This is a genomic window from Pseudonocardia zijingensis, assembly GCF_042657305.1.
GTDB lineage: Bacteria > Actinomycetota > Actinomycetes > Mycobacteriales > Pseudonocardiaceae > Pseudonocardia > Pseudonocardia zijingensis.
The window spans coordinates 23,641-41,367 of record NZ_JBHSKO010000017.1 but is presented as its reverse complement, the minus strand read 5'-3'; the positions used below and the strand labels follow the sequence as shown (position 1 = coordinate 41,367).

Here is a 17,727-nt window from a genome sequence, read left to right as displayed (position 1 = left end):
GACGAACGCGGCATCGCAGGCGCGGACGGACCTTCCGTGCGTTAGATTCATCAGGAGTCCTGATGAACAACCAAGGAGGTTCCGGTGTCCTTCCTCGATGCCGAGGTGTGGCGAGGCCGGCTCTACTCGGGTTCCTGGGAGGGAGGTGCCGGGGGCACCCGCGAGGTGCGGGAACCCGCCACCGGCGCGACGCTGGGCACCGTCGGCCTGGCGGACGCCGCGGACGTCGATGCCGCGGTCGAGCGGGCCGTCGCGGCGCAGCGGGAGTGGGCCGCGCGCCCGCACACCGAGCGCGCCGCGATCCTGTTCGAGGCGGCGCGGCTGCTCACCGCGCAGACCGACGAGATCTCCGAGTGGCTGGTGCGCGAGGCGGGTTCGGTGCGGCTCAAGGCCGGGATCGAGATCGCGGGCTCGGCCGGGGAGTGCACCCAGGCCGCGGCCCACGCGTCGGCCCCGTACGGGGAGCTGCTGCCGGCGAGCGGGCGCGTCAGCATCGAGCGGCGGGTGCCGGTCGGCGTGGTCGGGGTGATCTCGCCGTTCAACTTCCCGCTGCTGCTGTCGATGCGCTCGGTGGCCCCCGCGCTCGCACTGGGCAACGCGGTGATCGTCAAGCCGGACCCGCGCACCGCGGTGAGCGGTGGCGTGGTGATCGCCCGCGTGTTCGAGGAGGCGGGCGTCCCGGCCGGCGTGCTGCAGGTGCTGCCCGGCGAGACCGAGGCCGGAGCCGCGCTGGTGGAACACCCGCGGGTGCCGGTCATCTCCTTCACCGGGTCCACGCGCGCGGGCCGCGCCATCGGCGCGAAGGCCGGTGAAATGCTCAAACGCGCCCACCTGGAGCTGGGCGGCAACAGCGCGCTCATCGTGTGCGCCGACGCCGACCTGGAGGCCGCGGCCTCGTGCGGCGCGTTCGGCTCCTTCCTGCACCAGGGGCAGATCTGCATGGCCACCGGGCGGCACCTGGTGCACCGCTCGCTCTACGACCGCTACGTCGAGCTGCTGGGCAAGAAGGCCGAGCAGCTGCCCGTCGGCGACCCCTACACCGGCGACGTCGCGCTCGGCCCGATCATCGACGCCGCCCAGCTCGCCAGGATCCAGGACCTGGTGGACCGCAGCGTCGCCGCCGGGGCGCGGCTCGTGCAGGGCGGCACGGCGGACGGCCCGTTCTTCCGGCCCACCGTGCTGGCCGACTGCCACGCCGGCATCCCCGCCTACGACGAGGAGGTGTTCGGGCCGGTCGCGTGCGTGCGGCCGTTCGACACCCCCGACGAGGCCGTCGCACTCGCCGCCGAGAGCGAGTACGGGCTGTCCCTCGGCGTGCTCACCGCGGACCCCGCCGCGGGGCTCGCGCTCGCCGACCGCATCCCGGCCGGGCTCGTCCACATCAACGACCAGACCGTGAACGACGACCCGGGCGCCCCGTTCGGCGGCGTCGGGGCGTCCGGCATCGGCCGCGTCGGCGGCGCCCGGGCCAACATCGACGCTTTCACCGAGACCCAGTGGGTCACCGTCCGCGCCGAGCCGGCGCGGTACCCGTTCTGAGAGGTACGACCGTCATGGCAGCACCCACCACCACCCCTGCCGAGACCGCGTGGGGCAACACCGTCCTCGTGGAGTTCGACGAGGGCATCGCCTGGGTCACGCTGAACCGCCCGGACAAGCGGAACGCGATGAACCCCACGCTCAACGACGAGATGGTCCGCACCCTCGACGCCCTCGAGGGCGACCCGCGCTGCAAGGTGCTGGTCCTCACCGGGGCGGGCGACGCGTTCTCGGCGGGCATGGACCTCAAGGAGTACTTCCGCGAGGTCGACGAGTCCGGCGACCCCGCCCTGCAGATCCGCGTGCGCCGCGCGTCCGCGGAGTGGCAGTGGAAGCGGCTGGCGAACTGGTCCAAGCCGACGATCGCGATGGTCAACGGCTGGTGCTTCGGGGGCGCGTTCACCCCGCTCGTGGCCTGCGACCTGGCGATCTCCGACGAGGAGGCGCAGTACGGCCTCTCCGAGATCAACTGGGGCATCCCCCCGGGCGGTGTGGTGTCCCGCGCGCTGGCCGCCACAGTGAGCCAGCGCGACGCGCTGTACTTCATCATGACCGGCGAGCCCTTCGACGGGCGCCGGGCCGCCGAGATGCGGCTGGTCAACGAGGCGGTGCCGGCCTCCCGGCTGCGCGAGCGCACGCGCGAGCTGGCGCTCAAGCTGGCGTCGATGAACCCGACCGTGCTCCGGGCGGCGAAGGTGGGCTACAAGCTCGCCCAGGAGATGTCGTGGGAGCAGGCGGAGGACTACCTGTACGCCAAGCTCGAGCAGTCGCAGTTCCTCGACGCCGAGCAGGGCCGCCAGAAGGGCCTCTCGCAGTTCCTGGACGAGAAGTCATTCCGGCCGGGCCTGTCGGCCTACACCAACGACTGACGGCACGGGAGGCGCGACGATGCGCGACGGCGGCCTCGGCTCGTGGCCCGCGCGCCGCGCCCGGATGACCCCGGGCCGGACCGCGATCGTCCACGGCGAGGAGCGGATCACCTACGCCGACCTGGCACGGCGCACCACCGCGCTGGCGCACCACCTGCGCGAGCTCGGGGTGCGCCCGGGTGACCGGGTGGGCTACCTGGGCCCCAACCACCCGGCGTACCTCGAGACGCTGTTCGCGACGGCGTCGCTGGGCGGGGTGTTCGTGCCGGTGAACGCACGGCTGAGCGCGCCGGAGCTGGCCTACGTGCTGGACGACGCCGGCGTCGCGGTGCTCGTGCACGCGCAGGCCGCCGGACCGCTCGTCGACGCCGCCGCGGCGCCGCGGCTGCACGCGCGGCTCGAGTCCGGGTCGCTCCCCCGCGAGCTCCCGCCGGACGCCGGGCCGATCGACGTGCCGGTCGCGCTGGACGACCCGTGCCTGATCATGTACACGTCCGGGTCGACCGGCAGACCGAAGGGCGCGGTGCTCTCCCACGGCAACCTCACGTGGAACTGCGTGAACGTGCTGGTGGAGAGCGACGTGTCCGGGCGGGAGGTCGCGCTGGTCTCGGCGCCGCTGTTCCATGCCGCGGCGCTGGGCATGACCTGTCTTCCGACGCTGCTCAAGGGCGGCACCTGCGTGCTGGAGGAGTCCTTCGACCCCGCCCGCACCCTGGAGCTGATCCCCCGCCTCGGCATCACCACGCTGTTCGGGGTGCCTGCGATGTACGACGCCATCGCCGCCCAGCCGGGGTGGGCCGACGCCGACCTGTCGAGCCTGCGCACCCTGCTCTGCGGAGGAGCGCCGGTGCCGGAGGCGACGATCCGCCGGTACCTGGACCGCGGCCTGACCTTCGTGCAGGGCTACGGGATGACCGAGGCGAGCCCTGGCGTGCTCCTCCTCGATCCGGAGGCCGTGCAGACGAAGGCCGGCAGCGCGGGCGTGCCGTCGTTCTTCACCGACGTGCGGATCGTCGACCCGTCCGGCGCACCGGTGGGCCCGGGGGAACGCGGGGAGATCGTGGTCCGCGGCCCGAACGTCATGCTCGGGTACTGGAACCGGCCGGAGGCCACCGACGAGGCCCTCGCCGGCGGGTGGCTGCACTCCGGCGACGTCGCGACCGTGGACGAGGACGGGTTCTTCACGGTGGTCGACCGGATCAGCGACACGATCATCTCCGGCGGAGAGAACGTCTACCCGGCCGAGGTGGAGTCGGCGCTGTACGAGCACCCCGCGGTCGAGCTGTGCGCGGTGGTGGCGGCGCCGGACCCGAAGTGGGGCGAGGTCCCGAGGGCGGTGGTGGTGCTCGCGCCGGGCGCCGCGGCCACAGCGGAGGAGATCCGCGCGTTCCTGCGGGAGCGGCTCGCCGGGTACAAGGTGCCCAAGTACGTGGACTTCTGGGACGAGCTCCCGCGCACCGGGTCGGGGAAGGTGCAGAAGGCGGTGGTGCGCGAGCACTTCGCGTGACGGCGCGGGCCGTGCGGGACGATCCGGGGGTGACGGACGAACCCCTGACCCTCTACCTGGTCAAACGCCTCGAACTGGCGGTGCGGGCCAGGATGGACGAGGCGCTGCGCCCGCACGGCCTGACCACCCTGCAGTTCACGGCGCTCGCCGCGCTGCGCGCCCGCGACGGGCTGTCGTCGGCCCAGCTGGCGCGGCGCTCCTTCGTCACCCCCCAGACCATGCACGAGATGGTCCAGTGGCTCGAGCGCCACGGGCACATCACCCGCCGCCGCGACCCGAACAACCGCCGCGTCCTGCTGATCAGCCTCACCCCCTCCGGCCGCGACCTGCTGGCGCGCTGCGACCCGCTGGTCGAGGCGATCGAGGCGACGATGCTCGGCGCCGTGCCGGAGGTCCAGCACGCGCTGTTCCGGCAGAACCTGGAGCTGTGCTGCAGCGCCCTCGGCGACGAGGCACCGGACGGGTCGTGACGTGCCGGGGAACCTGTCCACGCCCGGAGCCGGCGTGGCCTCGCGCGTGTTCGCCGTCCTCAGTGCCTTCGACGCCACCCACCGCGCGCTGACGCTGAGCGAGCTGACGGCGCGCACCGGCCTCCCCCGCAGCACGGCCCACCGCCTCGCGGGCGAGCTCGTCGAGCTCGGCGGGCTCGACCGCCGCGGCGACCGCTACGTGATCGGGCGCAGGCTCTGGGACGTCGGCCTGCTCGCGCCCGTGCAGACCGAGCTGCGCCACGCCGCGGCGCCGTTCCTCCAGGACCTCTACGCCGCCACGCACGCCACCGTCCACCTCGCCGAGCGCGACGGCACCGAGGCGCTCTACCTCGACCGGATCTCCGGCCACGCCTCCGTGCCGGTGGTGAGCCGGGTCGGGGGACGCCTCCCGCTGTTCGCGACCGGCGTGGGCAAGGTGCTGCTGGCGTGGGCGCCCGAGGCGGTGCAGCGCGAGGTGCTCGGCTCCCTCCACCGCATCACCCCGTACACCATCACGCAGCCGCACATCCTCGCCGCGCAGCTGGACCGGGTGCGCCGCAGCGGCTACGCCCAGACCGTGGAGGAGATGAGCGAGGGCGCGTGCTCGCTCGCCGTTCCGGTGTGGTCGGCGGGTGCCTCCGAGTCCCCGCGCACGGTCGTGGCGGGGCTCGGGCTGGTGGTCCCCGACCTGCGCCGCATCCGGCCGCGCATCGTCTCCGCGCTGCGCGTCGCGTCCGCCGGGATCACCCGGACCCTGGGTTCCGCGGGATGATCCGGCGCATCGAGCGGACGCGATCCTCCCGGGTGGCGCGTTCGAACTCGGTCTCCTGCGCCCGGGGCGGCGCCACCCCGTCGGGAAGGCGGCGGACCGACTCGCTGGTGTGGAACGTGGCCAGCCCGGCGAGCGCCGGGTCGACCTCTCCGAGCAGCTCGCGGAACCGCCGCAGCGCGGGCTCGGCGAGCCTGTCGTAGATGTCCCTGTAGCACGCCCGAGCGCTCGCGCGGGGCCAGTCGGGCGGGAGGAGCTCCGCGGGCAGCCGCGGATCGGTCAGCTCGGCGTAGCGCCACTCGGCGGTCAGCTCGGTGCGCACGCGCAGGGCCTCCCGTGGCCCCACCTCACCCGCGTGGACCCGCCGGCGCACCTGCTCGTAGCGCTCGGCGAACCTGCGGTAGCGCTCGGCCGGATCGCGCAGGTCGAACGCGCGCGCCACGATCTCCGCCTGCGCCATCCCGGCCAGTTCGGTGCGGAAGACCGTCGCGGCGCCCACCCCGTGCCGCTCGAGCGCGGAGTGGGCGGGCACCTGCCGGTCCCACGGCGACACCCACAGGCCGTCGAACAGCGGGCCGAACCCCTGCAGCCGCAGGTCGTCGCGCAGGTTGCGGCGCGCCTCCCGGCCGTCCTCGGGCACCGAGTAGGCCACCCCGGTCCAGTGCCCGTCCCAGGGTGTCTCGCCTGCGACGTCGAACAGCGTCTTCAACCGCGCCACGATGACGTCGGCCGGTCGCAGGGGGATCCCGTACGACGTGGTGCGGCCGGTCTTGGTGCGGCGCACCAGCCCGCGCTGGGTCAGCCTGCGCACCGCGGCCCGGGCGCCCATCGCGGTGATCCCGAACTCCCCGAGCACCGCGACCAGCACCTGGGACGGGACCGGTTCGGGACGCCAGTACCAGTAGTCCCCGAGCACGATGATCAGCAGGCGTTGCGGTTCGGGGCCCAGGCGCGGGCGCGGCGGGCGCGCCGGCGCGGACTCAGCGGCCATCGCGCGGACCCGACGGCCGCAGGAATCCGTGCTCCGGCGGCGGCCCCCACCGGCCGGGCGCGGGCTCGGGCCAGTCCCCGGTGTCGAGCCGGTGTTCCAGTTCGGCGATGCTCCCGAGCAGCTCGGCGGGCAACTCCCGGCAGTGGCCCGGCCGTTCGACGAAGCGCTGCGCGAGCAGGGCGCTGCGGCCCGCCGCTGCGACGACGTCCCGGTGGGCGACCGCCTGCGTGACCACCGGCGCGGCGTCACCGGTCTGGTGCACGGTGAGCGCCGGCACCCGCAGCCGGCCGGTGGGCGTGATCATGGCGTGCATCCGGGCCACCGCCTGGGGGTCGGCCGCGATCCGCGGGGCGTCCGCGAGCCGGTCCAGGTCGGCGAGGAGATCGCCTCGGCAGGAGGCGTAGAGCGATTCGACCAGGTCGCCGTACCCGCTGCGGGCCAGCTGGGCGGCGTAGTCGACCCCGGTGTTCCAGGAGAACGTGCCGCCTGCGCGGGCGCGCATGTCGTTGCGCGGCGCGAACACCGCCCACTCGAAGATCGCGGCCTGCTGCCGCTGCCGTGCGGCCGGCGTCGTGGGCCGCGGCGTGCCCGGCTGGGACCAGGTCGGCAGCTGCCCGACGGCAGAGGCGAGCGCGATCCGGGCCCGCCCGAGCTCCGTCTCCTGGGTCTGCCGCAGCAGGGCGCGCGCCCGGGCGGCGCGCTGCGCGTCCGGCTCCTCCCCGATGAGGTCGACCTTCTCCCACCGGCCCAGCACGGCGACGGCCCACGCGGCGTCGAGCGCCTGGTTCAGCATCGCGACCGGCCCGGCCACGGACCCGCAGAGCGAGATCACGCCGTCCACGCCGGCGTCCGGGGCCTCGGCGACCGCCACCGCGACCAGCCCGCCCATGGACTGCCCCCACACGATGCAGCGCTCGACGTCGCGGCGGCGCCGCAGCGCCTCCACCGTGGACAACGTGGCGTGAATGCCCTCGGTCACCGACCAGCCCGGCGCTCCCGGGACGGCCGCCAGCAGGTACCCGCGTTCGGTCAGCGCCGACACGGGCAGCCCCGCCGGCGCGAGCGGTGGGGCAGCGCCTGCGCCGTAGCCCGGGCAGTAGACCAGCGCCGTGCCGTTCGGCCGCGGCGGCACGGCGAGCAGGGAGGGCTCCGCCGAGCCGTCAGCGCCCATCGCCGGGGAGGACGAACTCGAGGTGGGAGGAGACGATGCCGAGCTCGGGCATCCGCGCCCCCTCCCGGGAGCCGACCGCGGTGAACGACGCGGTGCGCGCGAGCAGTTCCTCCAGCGCGACCCGCAGCATCAGCCGCGCCATCGGCGCACCGGGGCAGCGGTGGCGGCCCCGCCCGAACGCGAGGTGGTCGGCGATGTTGGGCCGGTCGAGGCGGAACTCGTCGGGCTCGTCGAACACGGTCGCGTCGCGGTTGGCCGACGCGTAGGTCAGGGTGACCGGCTCGCCGGGCAGGATCTCCCGGTCGAGCACCGTGGTCGGCTCGGCCACCGTGCGCGCGAAGCCCCGGTAGGGCGCGTAGAGCCGCAGGAACTCCTCGAGCGCAGCGGGCACGAGGTCCGGTTCGGCGCGCAGCCGCTGCTGCAGCTCCTGGTCGGTGCCGAGGTGGGTGGCGATCGAGCCGACGACGATCGGGGGAGCCACCATGCCGACCACGAGCGACTGGCGCAGCGCGCCGACGATGTGCTCCTCGTCGAGCGGCTCGCCGTCCACCCGCTGGGCGAGCAGCGAGCTGGCCGGGTCCTCCTCCACCGGGCGGGGTCGCTCCCGGCGGTCGGCGACGAGCGCCCGGGCCATCTCGTACATGCGGCCGCTCATGGCGTTGACGACCTCGGCGTCCTGCGACCGCCACGCCCGCACCCACCGCGCGGCCGTCTCGGCGAGGTCGGGGGCGAGCTCGGGGTCGAGGTTGAGCCACTCCGTCGTCACCCAAGCCGGGTAGAGGGCGCCGAACTCCTGCGCGATGTCGCCCGAGCCCCGTTCGAGCATGGGGGTGAGCACGCGGGCGGCGTGCTCCCGCAGCGCGGGTTCCAGCCCGGCGAGCCTGCGCCGCGAAAGCGTGGCGTCGAGAGCCTTGCGGAAGGGGGTGTGGCGCGGGGCGTCGAAGTTGAGCGGTGGGCGCCGCAGCCCGCGCGGGTCGCTGGGCACCACCGCCTTCACCGACGAGATGAACCGCGCGTCGTCCAGGGCGGCTTCCCGCACCTCCCGGTGGGTCGTCAGCGCCCAGAAGCCTCCGTAGGCGTCGGTGTGGGCCACCGGGCAGCGCGAGCGCAGGTCCCGGTACAGCGCGTGCACCGCGTCGGGGTCGTCGGTCGCTACCGGGTCGAAGTCCTCGGGGATGTGCCGGGCGTTCACGATGGTGGGTTCCTCCAGGTTGCCGCGAGCTCGGTCGAGGTCTCGGCGAGCCAGCGCTGTGCGTCCGCCCGCAGGTGGTGGTGGTGTGCGACGAGGCGGTCCAGGACCTCGCCCGCCGCGCGCAGGTATGCCGCGGCGCTGCCGTACCGGACCCGCAGGTCGTCGGTGTCCAGGGCGAACTCGTGCCCGCGCGCCCAGTGCGCGCCCGCGGTGATCACCCGGATCCGCGCGAGCGGTACCTCCACGGCTGGTAGCCGCAGCCCGCCGAGCGGGTGCCCCAGCGCGTCGCGGACCAGCAGGCCGCGGGAGTCGGTCTCCAGCCACGGCGCGGGGACGGGCTCCCGGCCGTCGCGGATCCACGCGATGAGCGCCTCGAGCACCGCGTGCACCACGTGCGCGTGCGGGAAGCGGCTCCAGCGCGAGCCGGGCGGTGGGGCGGCGGCGGGTGCGTGGTCGCGCGAGCCCACGTGGGCCATGCCGGGCACCTCGTAGCAGCGGTACGCGGGACTCGCGCAGTCCCGGTGCGCGAGGTCCCGGCCCTGGCCGGGCAGGCCCGCCGCCGAGCGCACCGACTCGATCTCCGACTCGGCCAGCAGCTCCACGGTGGGCAGGTCCAGCTCCGCCGGGAGCGTGCTGCCGCCGCTGTGCAGGGGCAGCAGCCCGTCGGGGCGGGCCGCGCCGGCGAGCGGGCCGCCGGGTGCGGCGAGCCGGGCGTAGCGGCGCACGACGCCACCGGTCTGCGAGCCGCCCGCGAGCACGATCGTCTCCGCCCGCACGCCCGGCAGCCCGCCCGCACGCAGCAGCGCGAACACCGAGGTGAGGACCTCGAACAGCTGCGGGCTGCTCTCCCACCACGTGCGGGCGAACGCGTCGGAGGCCCGGCGGAGATCGGTCCCGGGCTCCACCTCCGGGCCACCGTCCGCCGGCGTACCGGCGAGCCGGATGCCCGCGTACCGGTCCGGGTCGCTGGGGATCATCCGCCGGTACGCGGGCGTGGTCTGGCAGGCGACCTCGAGCCAGGTGTGGCCGGCGCGCCGCAGCTGCTCGTGCGCGTGGTCCCACACGGGGCGGCCACCGCCGAAGTGCATCGGCTCCACGACGACCACCCCGCTCGGCGTGACCTCGGGGCGGCGCACCAGCACCCGCGTCCGGAACGGCTCGCCGCAGGCCATCCCCGCCAGGAGGAACTCCTCCTGGCCGGAGCCGGCCCCGGCGTCGCCCGCACCGAACGCCCGCCCGGCGTCCGGGAGCGCCGTCACACCCGGCAGGTCCGTACCGGGCAGCGCCGTCACCCGGCATCCGCGGCGGCCGCGAACGCCCGCCCCCACGGATCGGTCTGCCCGGACGTCGACACCCCGTGCCACCAGCCGACCCGCTCGTCGACGAACCGGCTGGTCGCCTCGAACCCGTCGTCGCCGAACCGCAGCTGGGTGCGGGCGGCGGGCTCGTAGGCGGGCCAGTCGACCCCGGCACCGGTGCCGTCGGCCGGGTCCCCGCTGCGCGCGAAGGCGGCCAGCGCACCGCCCATCACCGCCGCGGCGCGGTCCAGGGCGGGTCCGGAGGCACCGATCGGGCCGACACCAACCGTGCGGAAGAAGATCGGCACCTCGATCCCGTGGAACGCCCCGAGCGGCTCGTCCCGGTTGAGGTCGCAGAGGTAGCTGTGGACCCGGCCGCCGCCCGCGTGGTGCGCGTCGGCGAGCCGCGCCGAGCGCACCGTGAACTGGTCGCTGAGCACGTCCATCAGCAGGTCGACGTTGCGGGTGCCGCGCCCGGCCCGGGCCCGGTAGCCGGCGACGACGCCTGCGGCGGCCGAGGTGTCGTCGACACCCGGCTCGACCAGGCGCACCACGGTGTCGTCGTCGACGTCCACGCCGGGGTCCAGCCACCCCGGGTGCGTGGCGAGCATGAAGCGCGCCTCGTCGAGCGCGGTGCCGATCAGCAGCGGGACGTCGGCCCCGACACCGGCGGACAGCGCCTCCTGGGGGGAAGCGGGCACCGACGGGGTGCCCAGGACCGGCGCGAACCGCATGCTGTTCTCGGTGGGCCCCCGCCCGACCCCGAGCTCGCCCTGCACGTCGAGCAGCCGCTCGAGCGGCACGTCCTGCAGCGCCGACAGGTCGGCGCGGTCCAGGTCGAGCATGTGCAACGCGCGCTCCGCCTCGAGCGTGGCGCGGCCGGCATCCTTGAGGCCGAACGGCGGCCCGCCGAGGACCCCGGCCCGGTGGAACAGCCCGCGCGCGGCCGGGGACGTCAGCAGCGAGGTGACCTTGCCACCCCCACCGGAGTGGCCGAAGATCGTCACGCGGTCCGGGTCGCCGCCGAAGCCCGCGATGTTGTCGCGCACCCACTCCAACGCGGCCACCAGGTCCAGGATGCTGGGGTTGGCCTCGAACCCCCACTCCGCCCCGCCCAGCTCGGCGAGGTGCAGGAACCCCAGCAGGCCCAGCCGGTGGTTCAGCGACACCACCACCACGTCCTCGCTGCTCGCGAGGGCCGCCCCGGCGGTGTGCGGCATGTAGCCGGTGCCGGTGAAGAACCCGCCGCCGTGGATCCACACCAGCACCGGCCGGTCGCCGGTGAGCGCGGGAGTCCACACGTTGAGCACCAGGCAGTCCTCGCCCGGCTCGGCGAGTGCCGGGCGGCCCGGCACGGTGAACTGCGGCGCGATCGGGCCGGGCTCGGCCGCGGGGCGCACGCCGGTCCACCCCGGGGCGGGTCGCGGCGGCAGGAACCGGCCCGCCCCGCTCACCGGTGCGGCGTACGGGATGCCGAGGAACCGGTGCACACCGTCCTCGACCGTGCCCTCGACCTTGCCCCGCGTGGTGTCCGCGGTCGTCGTCCCTGCGAGCGTCATGGTGCGGGCCTCCAGGTGTGCGTGCCGGTGGGGTCGATCGCCGCGTAGTAGCCGGGGAAGCGCTCGGTCACGGTGACGTTGTCGACGCCCTTCGAGAACACCACGGTGTGCGGGCGTTCGACAGGCGCGAACCAGCCCCTGTCGGCCAACAGCCGCACCAGCGCCTGCCAGGCGGGCCCGGCCGCGTCCTCCCCGGTCGTCGCGAGCTGCTGGTAGGCCGCCTCGATCTCGGGGTCCTGCGTGTCGAAGGGGTTGGCGAGCACGTCCGGGCGGGTCAGGCCCCGCGCCATGCGGAACGCCGGGCCTGCGGACTGGAACATCACGGCGGGTGCCTCTCCGCCGGCGAACTTCTGGTTGAACGAGGAGACCTCCGACTCCTCGTTGATGGTCATGGTGATCCCGGCGCTCGCCAGGGAAGTGGCCACCGCCTGGGCGTAAGGGCAGAGGTTGAGCACCGACGCGCAGGTCACCTCGAAGGAGATGCCGTCCGGGTGACCGGCCTCGGCGAGCAGCTGCCGCGCCTTCTGCGGGTCGTAGGGGTAGATCGTGTCCAGCGCCGGGTCGAACCCCACCTGCTGGGGCAGGCCCATCTGCGAGGTGGGGTCGGCGAAGCCGTCGGGGTTGAGCGCCGCGGAGATCGACTCGCGGTCGATGGCGTAGTTGATCGCCTGCCGGACCTTCACGTCACCGAGCTCCGGCGCGAGGGTGCCCTCGCGGTCGAGCAGATAGAGGCCGACGACCCGGCCGGGCACCGACTGCACCTCGATCCCGGCGCTCTCGGCGGTCGTGGCCGTGCTCGGGCTACCGAGGGCGATGTCGAGCTGCCCCGCCGACATCGCGGACACGATGGTGTTCGGGTCCGAGATCACGTGGACGACGACCTTGTCGTAGACGATCCCGTTCGGGTTCCAGTAGTGCGGGTTCGGCACGTAGGTGTAGTGGTCGCCGGTCACCGTCTCGGCCGGATCGAGCGTGTACGGGCCGGTGCCGTTGGTCGCGGCGTCCAGCGACCCCGGCTCGTTCATCCCGGCGGGAGCGGCCACCAGCCCGGTGGGGTACTGCTGGGACAGCAGCGCCGGGAAGTCGGGGTCCGGCTCGCTCAGCGTGATCTGCACGGTGGTGGCGTCCACGGCCCGGGCCTCGGTCATCGTGGCCAGGTTGGAGCTCTGCGTGGCCTTGCCCTCCTTGAAGTACTTCAGCCACTGCGCGACGCCCTCGGCGGTCATCTCGGTGCCGTCGCTGAACTTCACCCCGGTGCGCAGCGTCAGCTCGAACGCCGTGTACCCGTCGTCGGCCCACCGCCACGACTCGGCAAGGTCCGGCACCAGCGTGCCGTCGGGCTGCATGAAGATCAGGGGGTCGTAGGCGAGGGTGCTGTAGATCATCGACCCCCCGCCGCCCGACTTCGCCGGGTCCAGGCCGGTGATCGGGGGACCGGCGAACTGGATGTCCAGCGTGGTGTCGCCGCCCGCGGCGGACGCACCTCCGCAGCCCGTGAGCGACCCGACCGCGAGGGCGAGCGCGGCCAGTGCCAGCGCCGGTCTCCGCACCACGCTGCGCGTGAACGACGTCATCGTTGCAACTCCACCTCTGACGGGGCGGCCCGCATCCGCCGTCGACGTTGGGCCGCGGGATCCGGGAGCGGGGCGGCCTCGATGAGCGCCCTCGTGTACGGGTCCCGCGGCGATCGGTAGACCTCGGAGGCGGGTCCCGCCTCCACGATGCGGCCCCGGTGCATGACGTACATGCGGGCCGCCAGGTGGTGCACCAGCGCGAGGTCGTGGCTGATGACCAGGTAGCTCATGCCGTGCCGTTCCTGCAGGTCCATCAGGAGGTTGGCCACCTGTGCCTGCACGGACAGGTCGAGGGCACTGGTGGGCTCGTCGCAGATGATCAGCCGGGGGCGGGCCATCATCGCCCGGGCGATCGCGATGCGCTGGCGCTGCCCGCCGGAGAACTCCCGCGGGTAGCGCTCGGCGGCCCGCTCGTCGAGCCCGACCTCCTCCAGCACGGTGCGCACGCGCGCGCCGACCTCGCGGCGTGGCAGCCGCAGGTGGGTGACCGCCTCGGCGAGGATCGCGCGGATCGGCAGCGCGGGGTCCAGCGAGCTGTAGGGGCTCTGGAAGACCGCCTGCGCCCCGGCCGCCACCACGCTCCCCCGCTGCCGCGGGTCGACGGTGCGGCCGCCCACGCGGATGCGGCCCGCGCTGAGCGGCACCAGCCCCAGCGCGGCCATCGCCACCGAGGTCTTCCCCGAACCGGACTCCCCCACGAGGCCGACGGTCTCCCCCGCCGCCACCGCGAGCGAGACGTCCTCCACGGCGCGGACGCGGCGCTTCTTCGGGCCGTAGTCGATGCAGACGCCCTCGACGTCGAGCGCGAGCTCAGATCCCGGCACCGGCGACCTCCTCCCAGCGGACGCACCGGACCTGGCGCCCGTCGGCGCAGGTCGTGAGCGGGATCGGCGCGCGGCCGCACTCCTCGGTGGCCCACGGGCAGCGGGCCTGGAACCGGCAGCCGACCGGCCACTCGGACGGCGCGGGCACCCGGCCCGGGAGCGCGGTGAGGCGCTCACCCGGGTGGGCGGCCGCGGGGTTCGCGGCCATCAGCGCGCGGGAGTACGGGTGCCGGGCGTCGGCGAACAGGTCGTCCACCCCTGCCACCTCGACGACCTGGCCCGCGTACATCACCACGCAGCGCGTCGCGATGTCGGCGACCACGCCCCAGTCGTGCGTGACGAACAGGATGCCCAGCCCGGTCTCCGCCTGCCGCTCGCGCAGCAGGTCCAGCACGCCCTCCTGCACGGTGACGTCGAGCGCGGTCGTCGGCTCGTCGGCGATGAGCACCTTCGGGTTGCCGGCGAGCGCGCGGGCGATGCAGACGCGCTGCGCCATGCCGCCGGAGAGCTCGTGGGGGTAGCGCCCGAGCACCGACTCCGGGTCGCGGATGCCGACCTGTTCCAGCAGCTCCAGCGCCCGGGCCCGCGCCGCGGCGCGGTCCGACCCGGTGTGGCGGCGGACCGAGCCGGTGAGGACGGCCCCGACGGTGAGCGACGGGTCGAGGGCCGCCACGGGCTCCTGGAAGATCATCGCGATGCCGGCGCCGCGCGGGAGGTCGGCGCCGGGCCCGGCCAGGTCGTGGGTGGTGCCGTCGAACACCACCGAGCCCGCGTCGACCTTCGCGGCGCCGGGCAGCAGGCCAGCGGCCGCCCGCGCGGTGACGCTCTTGCCGCAGCCCGACTCCCCGAGCAGCGCCACCGTCTCCCCCGCCGCGATGCTCACGGCGACGTCCTGGACCACCGGCGTGCGGCCCGCGCCGTCGCCGAAGCTCACGGTCAGCCCGTCGAGCACCAGCACCCCGTCGGCAGTGGGCACCGGCCTCGGCCGCGCCGCGGCCGGGACGGGTGCGCTGCGGCGGCCGCGGGTGGTGGGCGGGCCCTGCCACCGCTCGGCGAGCGCGTCGCGCAGGCCGTCGCCCACGGACCACAGCGCGAGCACGACGAGCGCGATCAGGCCACCGGTCGGCACGAGCAGCCACGGCTGCTGGTGGATGGAGTCGGCGGCGGTGCCGACCAGGTTGCCCCAGGTCGGCGTCGGCGGCTGCGGGCCGAGGCCGAGGAACTCCAGGCCGCTCTGGGCGAGGATCGACACGCCGGCCACCAGCGTCAGCTGCACCACGACCACACCGGCGAGCTTCGAGCGCACGTGGTGCCAGATGATCCCCACGTCGCTGATGCCGCTCACCCGGGCAACGTCGATGTACTGCTCGGCGCGCACACCGAGCACCACCGAGCGCACCACCTTCGCGACCGGCGGCGAGATCAGCAGGCCGAAGAAGGCCATCGCCACGGTCAGGTCGTGCGGGAAGACGGCGAGCACCGCGAGCAGGAAGATCGTCGACGGGATGGACAGCACCCCGTCGAGCACCCAGCCGACCACCCGGTCCAGCCGCCCGCCCCGGAAGCCCGAGGCCATCCCGACGGGCACCCCGACCAGACAGGCGATCACCACTGCGAGGGCGGCCGGGCCGAGGGTGTGTGCGCCGCCGTGGAGCAACCGGCTGAAGACGTCGTAGCCGAGCTTGTCGGTGCCGAGCAGGTGAGCGGCCGACGGGCCGGACGAGGCGTCGGCGAGCACGGCCTCGCTCTCGCCGTAGGGCGCGACGAGCGGCGCCGCCACGCACGCGAGGGCCAGCAGGATCAGGAACGCGGCGGCGACGACGGCCACCGGCTTGCGGAGGAACCGCGCCAGGAGGCCGGGGCGCCGGGCGGGCGTCAGCGTGGGTGCGCTCATCGCAGCGCCACCTTCGGGTTGATCCGGCGGTAGGTCAGGTCCAGGACGAGGTTGACCAGGACGACGAGCACCGCGAAGTAGATGACGACGCCCTGGATCGTCGGGATGTCGTGGGTGGCGGTGGAGCTCACCGCGAGCCCACCCAGGCCGGGCAGTCCGAAGATGCTCTCCACCAGCACGGTGCCGCCCAGGGCCCCGACGAAGTGGAGGCCGACCATCGCGATGATCGGCGCGGCCGAGTTGCGCAGCGCGTGCCGGTAGACGATGGCGCGCTCGCTCACCCCGTCCGCCCGGTGCGCGAGCGTGTACTCGGCCGAGAGGCCGGTGAGCATGGCGTCGCGGGTCTGCTTCGCCGTGCCGGCGAGGCCGCCGATCACCATGCTCAGAACCGGCAGCGTGAGCGAGCGCGCCCACCCCGCCGGCGAGTCGGTCAGCCCGACGTAGCCGATCGCCGGGAAGAGCGGCACCGTCACCGCGAACAGCGTCACGAGCACCAGCGCGATCCAGAAGTTCGGCAACGCGTTGCCGACCACCGCCGTGGTGTCGACCAGCCGGGCGAGCCACCCGCCGCGGTGGGCGCTGAGGCAGCCGATCAGGATGCCGAGCAGCGACGAGATCACCACCGCGGGGATCACGATCGACAGCGTCACGCCGAGCCGCTGGTTGAGCGCCTGCGCGACGTCCTGCCCGTTGACGATGGAGGTGCCGAGGTCGCCCTGCAGCGCGCCCGACAACCAGTTCCCGTACTGCACGACGAACGGGTCGTCGAGCCCGAGCTCCTGCCGCAGCGCCTCGTACTCGGCGGGCGTCGCCTCCGGCCCGGCGAGCACCCGGGCCGCGTCGCCCGGCGCGATCGCGATCAGCGTGAACGTCACCAGCGAGACGGCGAACAACAGCGGGATGGCGAACACCAGCCGCCGCAGGACGATCATGCCCATGCGCGCTCCCCGGCAGCGGGGCGGTCGAGGAAGGTGACGTGCTGCCCGCGCCGGACGAACTCGGCGGACAGCCCGGCGTCGCGGGTGATGCACTCGACGTAGTCGGCCGTGGCGTCCGCGTCGGCGCCGTGGCACGGCACCGGCACCGAGTCGGGGTCGAGGTAGCAGGGGATGAATCCGGCCTCGACGATCCCGTCGTCGTCGACCGCGACCCGCGCGATCATCGTGTGCCGGGAGTCGCGGGGGAACGGGAACGGCGCCTGCCCGGGGTCCGGGGTGAAGAAGCCGATGCTCGGGGCCCTGCGCGGCCGCGGCCGCTTCCCGCCGAGCGGGTCGGTGTCGGCGGTGTAGGCCGGCACGAAGTGGTTGATCCCGTGGAAGATCGGGCGACCCCGGTACACCTCGACACCACGCAGGATGTGGGCGTGGTGGCCGATCACGACGTCGGCGCCCGCGTCGACGGCGGCGCGCGCGAGCGGCCGCTCGTAGGACGCCAGCGTCGCGTGGACGAAGCCCATCCCCTTGTGGATCGACACGCACACGACGTCGACGGTCGCCGCGAGGGCCGCGATGTCGGCCCGCATCGCCTCCTCGGACTCCTGCTCCACGCTGGTGAACTCCGCGGGCGCGCTGCCCGGTGAGGCGACGTCGAGCTCGTAGTGGTTGAGCACCCGGATCGGCGCGACCCCGGCCTTCACCGTCGTCGCCCACGACTCCCGCGGCCCCACGGCGTTGTAGCTCAGGAAACCGAACGTGACGCCGTCCCTGCTCACGATGGCCGGGCGACGGGCCTCCTCGATCGTCATGCCGGCGCCGACCGGTTCCATGCCGCGGGCCCGCACGGCGGCGATCGAGTCGGCCACGCCGTTCGGACCCTGGTCGAACATGTGGTTGCTCGCCATCGTGAGCACGCCGAACCCGGCGTCCGCCACGGCGTCGAGGTGGCCCGGCGGGTTCGCCGGGGCGGGGATGTCCACCACGCACACCTGCCCCCGCTCGGTGTGCGGCCACTCCAGGTGACCGACGGCGAGGTCGGCGCCCGTGAGGATCTCCCGCGAGGGCGCGAAGAACCGCGCCGGGTCGGGCGCGGAGAGCATCAGGTCGCCGACGAACAGGACTTCGACGGGCATGG

Annotated in this window: 15 protein-coding genes; 5 read left to right on the top strand and 10 right to left on the bottom strand. The window is 74.4% G+C overall.

All coding sequences use genetic code 11. From position 1 onward, the window contains the following. Window positions 1-84: 84 nt before the first annotated feature. From ACFPL3_RS27550 to ACFPL3_RS27530, 5 genes are read left to right on the top strand one after another with little or no spacing between them, the layout of a single operon-like run. Window positions 85-1,539 (top strand): aldehyde dehydrogenase family protein, encoded by a 1,455-nt coding sequence (locus tag ACFPL3_RS27550; RefSeq protein ID WP_343944141.1) that lies wholly within the window; start codon window positions 85-87, stop codon window positions 1,537-1,539. Between the two features lie 14 nt (window positions 1,540-1,553). Further along, window positions 1,554-2,408, top strand: coding sequence for a p-hydroxycinnamoyl CoA hydratase/lyase (locus ACFPL3_RS27545; RefSeq protein ID WP_343944140.1), 855 nt, complete (start codon window positions 1,554-1,556; stop codon window positions 2,406-2,408). A 19-nt stretch (window positions 2,409-2,427) separates the two neighbouring features. After that, window positions 2,428-3,915, top strand: a complete 1,488-nt coding sequence (locus ACFPL3_RS27540) for an acyl-CoA synthetase (RefSeq protein WP_343944139.1) — start codon at window positions 2,428-2,430, stop codon at window positions 3,913-3,915. A gap of 29 nt (window positions 3,916-3,944) precedes the next feature. Continuing rightward, window positions 3,945-4,385 carry a MarR family winged helix-turn-helix transcriptional regulator gene (locus tag ACFPL3_RS27535; protein WP_343944138.1) on the top strand — a complete coding sequence of 147 codons (441 nt, stop codon included), beginning with the start codon at window positions 3,945-3,947 and terminating at the stop codon, window positions 4,383-4,385. A 1-nt stretch (window position 4,386) separates the two neighbouring features. Next, window positions 4,387-5,157: an IclR family transcriptional regulator gene (locus tag ACFPL3_RS27530; protein ID WP_343944137.1), complete on the top strand. Its 771-nt coding sequence runs from the start codon at window positions 4,387-4,389 to the stop codon at window positions 5,155-5,157. On the opposite strand, the gene ACFPL3_RS27525 is transcribed toward ACFPL3_RS27530, so the two are convergent. From ACFPL3_RS27525 to ACFPL3_RS27480, 10 genes are read right to left on the bottom strand one after another with little or no spacing between them, the layout of a single operon-like run. Then, window positions 5,129-6,145 carry a PaaX family transcriptional regulator gene (locus ACFPL3_RS27525; protein ID WP_343944136.1) on the bottom strand — a complete coding sequence of 339 codons (1,017 nt, stop codon included), beginning with the start codon at window positions 6,143-6,145 and terminating at the stop codon, window positions 5,129-5,131. The two genes, ACFPL3_RS27530 and ACFPL3_RS27525, sit on opposite strands and share 29 nt — an antisense overlap. Next, window positions 6,135-7,316, bottom strand: coding sequence for an alpha/beta fold hydrolase (locus ACFPL3_RS27520; RefSeq protein ID WP_343944135.1), 1,182 nt, complete (start codon window positions 7,314-7,316; stop codon window positions 6,135-6,137). The genes ACFPL3_RS27525 and ACFPL3_RS27520 overlap by 11 nt, the downstream gene beginning before the upstream one ends. Then, window positions 7,306-8,508, bottom strand: a complete 1,203-nt coding sequence (locus ACFPL3_RS27515; RefSeq protein ID WP_343944134.1) for a cytochrome P450 — start codon at window positions 8,506-8,508, stop codon at window positions 7,306-7,308. Before ACFPL3_RS27515 ends, ACFPL3_RS27520 begins: the two co-directional genes overlap by 11 nt. Then, entirely contained in the window at window positions 8,505-9,800 is a 1,296-nt protein-coding gene (locus ACFPL3_RS27510; RefSeq protein ID WP_343944133.1) for an alpha/beta hydrolase domain-containing protein, read from the bottom strand. The genes ACFPL3_RS27515 and ACFPL3_RS27510 overlap by 4 nt, the downstream gene beginning before the upstream one ends. Further along, window positions 9,797-11,365, bottom strand: a complete 1,569-nt coding sequence (locus ACFPL3_RS27505; RefSeq protein ID WP_343944132.1) for a carboxylesterase/lipase family protein — start codon at window positions 11,363-11,365, stop codon at window positions 9,797-9,799. The genes ACFPL3_RS27510 and ACFPL3_RS27505 overlap by 4 nt, the downstream gene beginning before the upstream one ends. Next, window positions 11,362-12,939: an ABC transporter substrate-binding protein gene (locus ACFPL3_RS27500; RefSeq protein ID WP_343944131.1), complete on the bottom strand. Its 1,578-nt coding sequence runs from the start codon at window positions 12,937-12,939 to the stop codon at window positions 11,362-11,364. The genes ACFPL3_RS27505 and ACFPL3_RS27500 overlap by 4 nt, the downstream gene beginning before the upstream one ends. Further along, complete coding sequence (locus ACFPL3_RS27495; protein ID WP_343944130.1) at window positions 12,936-13,763, bottom strand: ABC transporter ATP-binding protein; 828 nt, start codon at window positions 13,761-13,763, stop codon at window positions 12,936-12,938. Before ACFPL3_RS27495 ends, ACFPL3_RS27500 begins: the two co-directional genes overlap by 4 nt. Beyond that, window positions 13,750-15,657: a dipeptide/oligopeptide/nickel ABC transporter permease/ATP-binding protein gene (locus tag ACFPL3_RS27490; RefSeq protein WP_343944129.1), complete on the bottom strand. Its 1,908-nt coding sequence runs from the start codon at window positions 15,655-15,657 to the stop codon at window positions 13,750-13,752. The genes ACFPL3_RS27495 and ACFPL3_RS27490 overlap by 14 nt, the downstream gene beginning before the upstream one ends. After that, on the bottom strand, window positions 15,654-16,595 hold the full coding sequence (locus ACFPL3_RS27485; RefSeq protein ID WP_343944128.1) for an ABC transporter permease: 942 nt from the start codon (window positions 16,593-16,595) through the stop codon (window positions 15,654-15,656). Before ACFPL3_RS27485 ends, ACFPL3_RS27490 begins: the two co-directional genes overlap by 4 nt. Then, window positions 16,586-17,725 (bottom strand): CapA family protein, encoded by a 1,140-nt coding sequence (locus tag ACFPL3_RS27480; protein ID WP_343944127.1) that lies wholly within the window; start codon window positions 17,723-17,725, stop codon window positions 16,586-16,588. The genes ACFPL3_RS27485 and ACFPL3_RS27480 overlap by 10 nt, the downstream gene beginning before the upstream one ends. Between the last annotated feature and the right edge of the window lie 2 nt (window positions 17,726-17,727).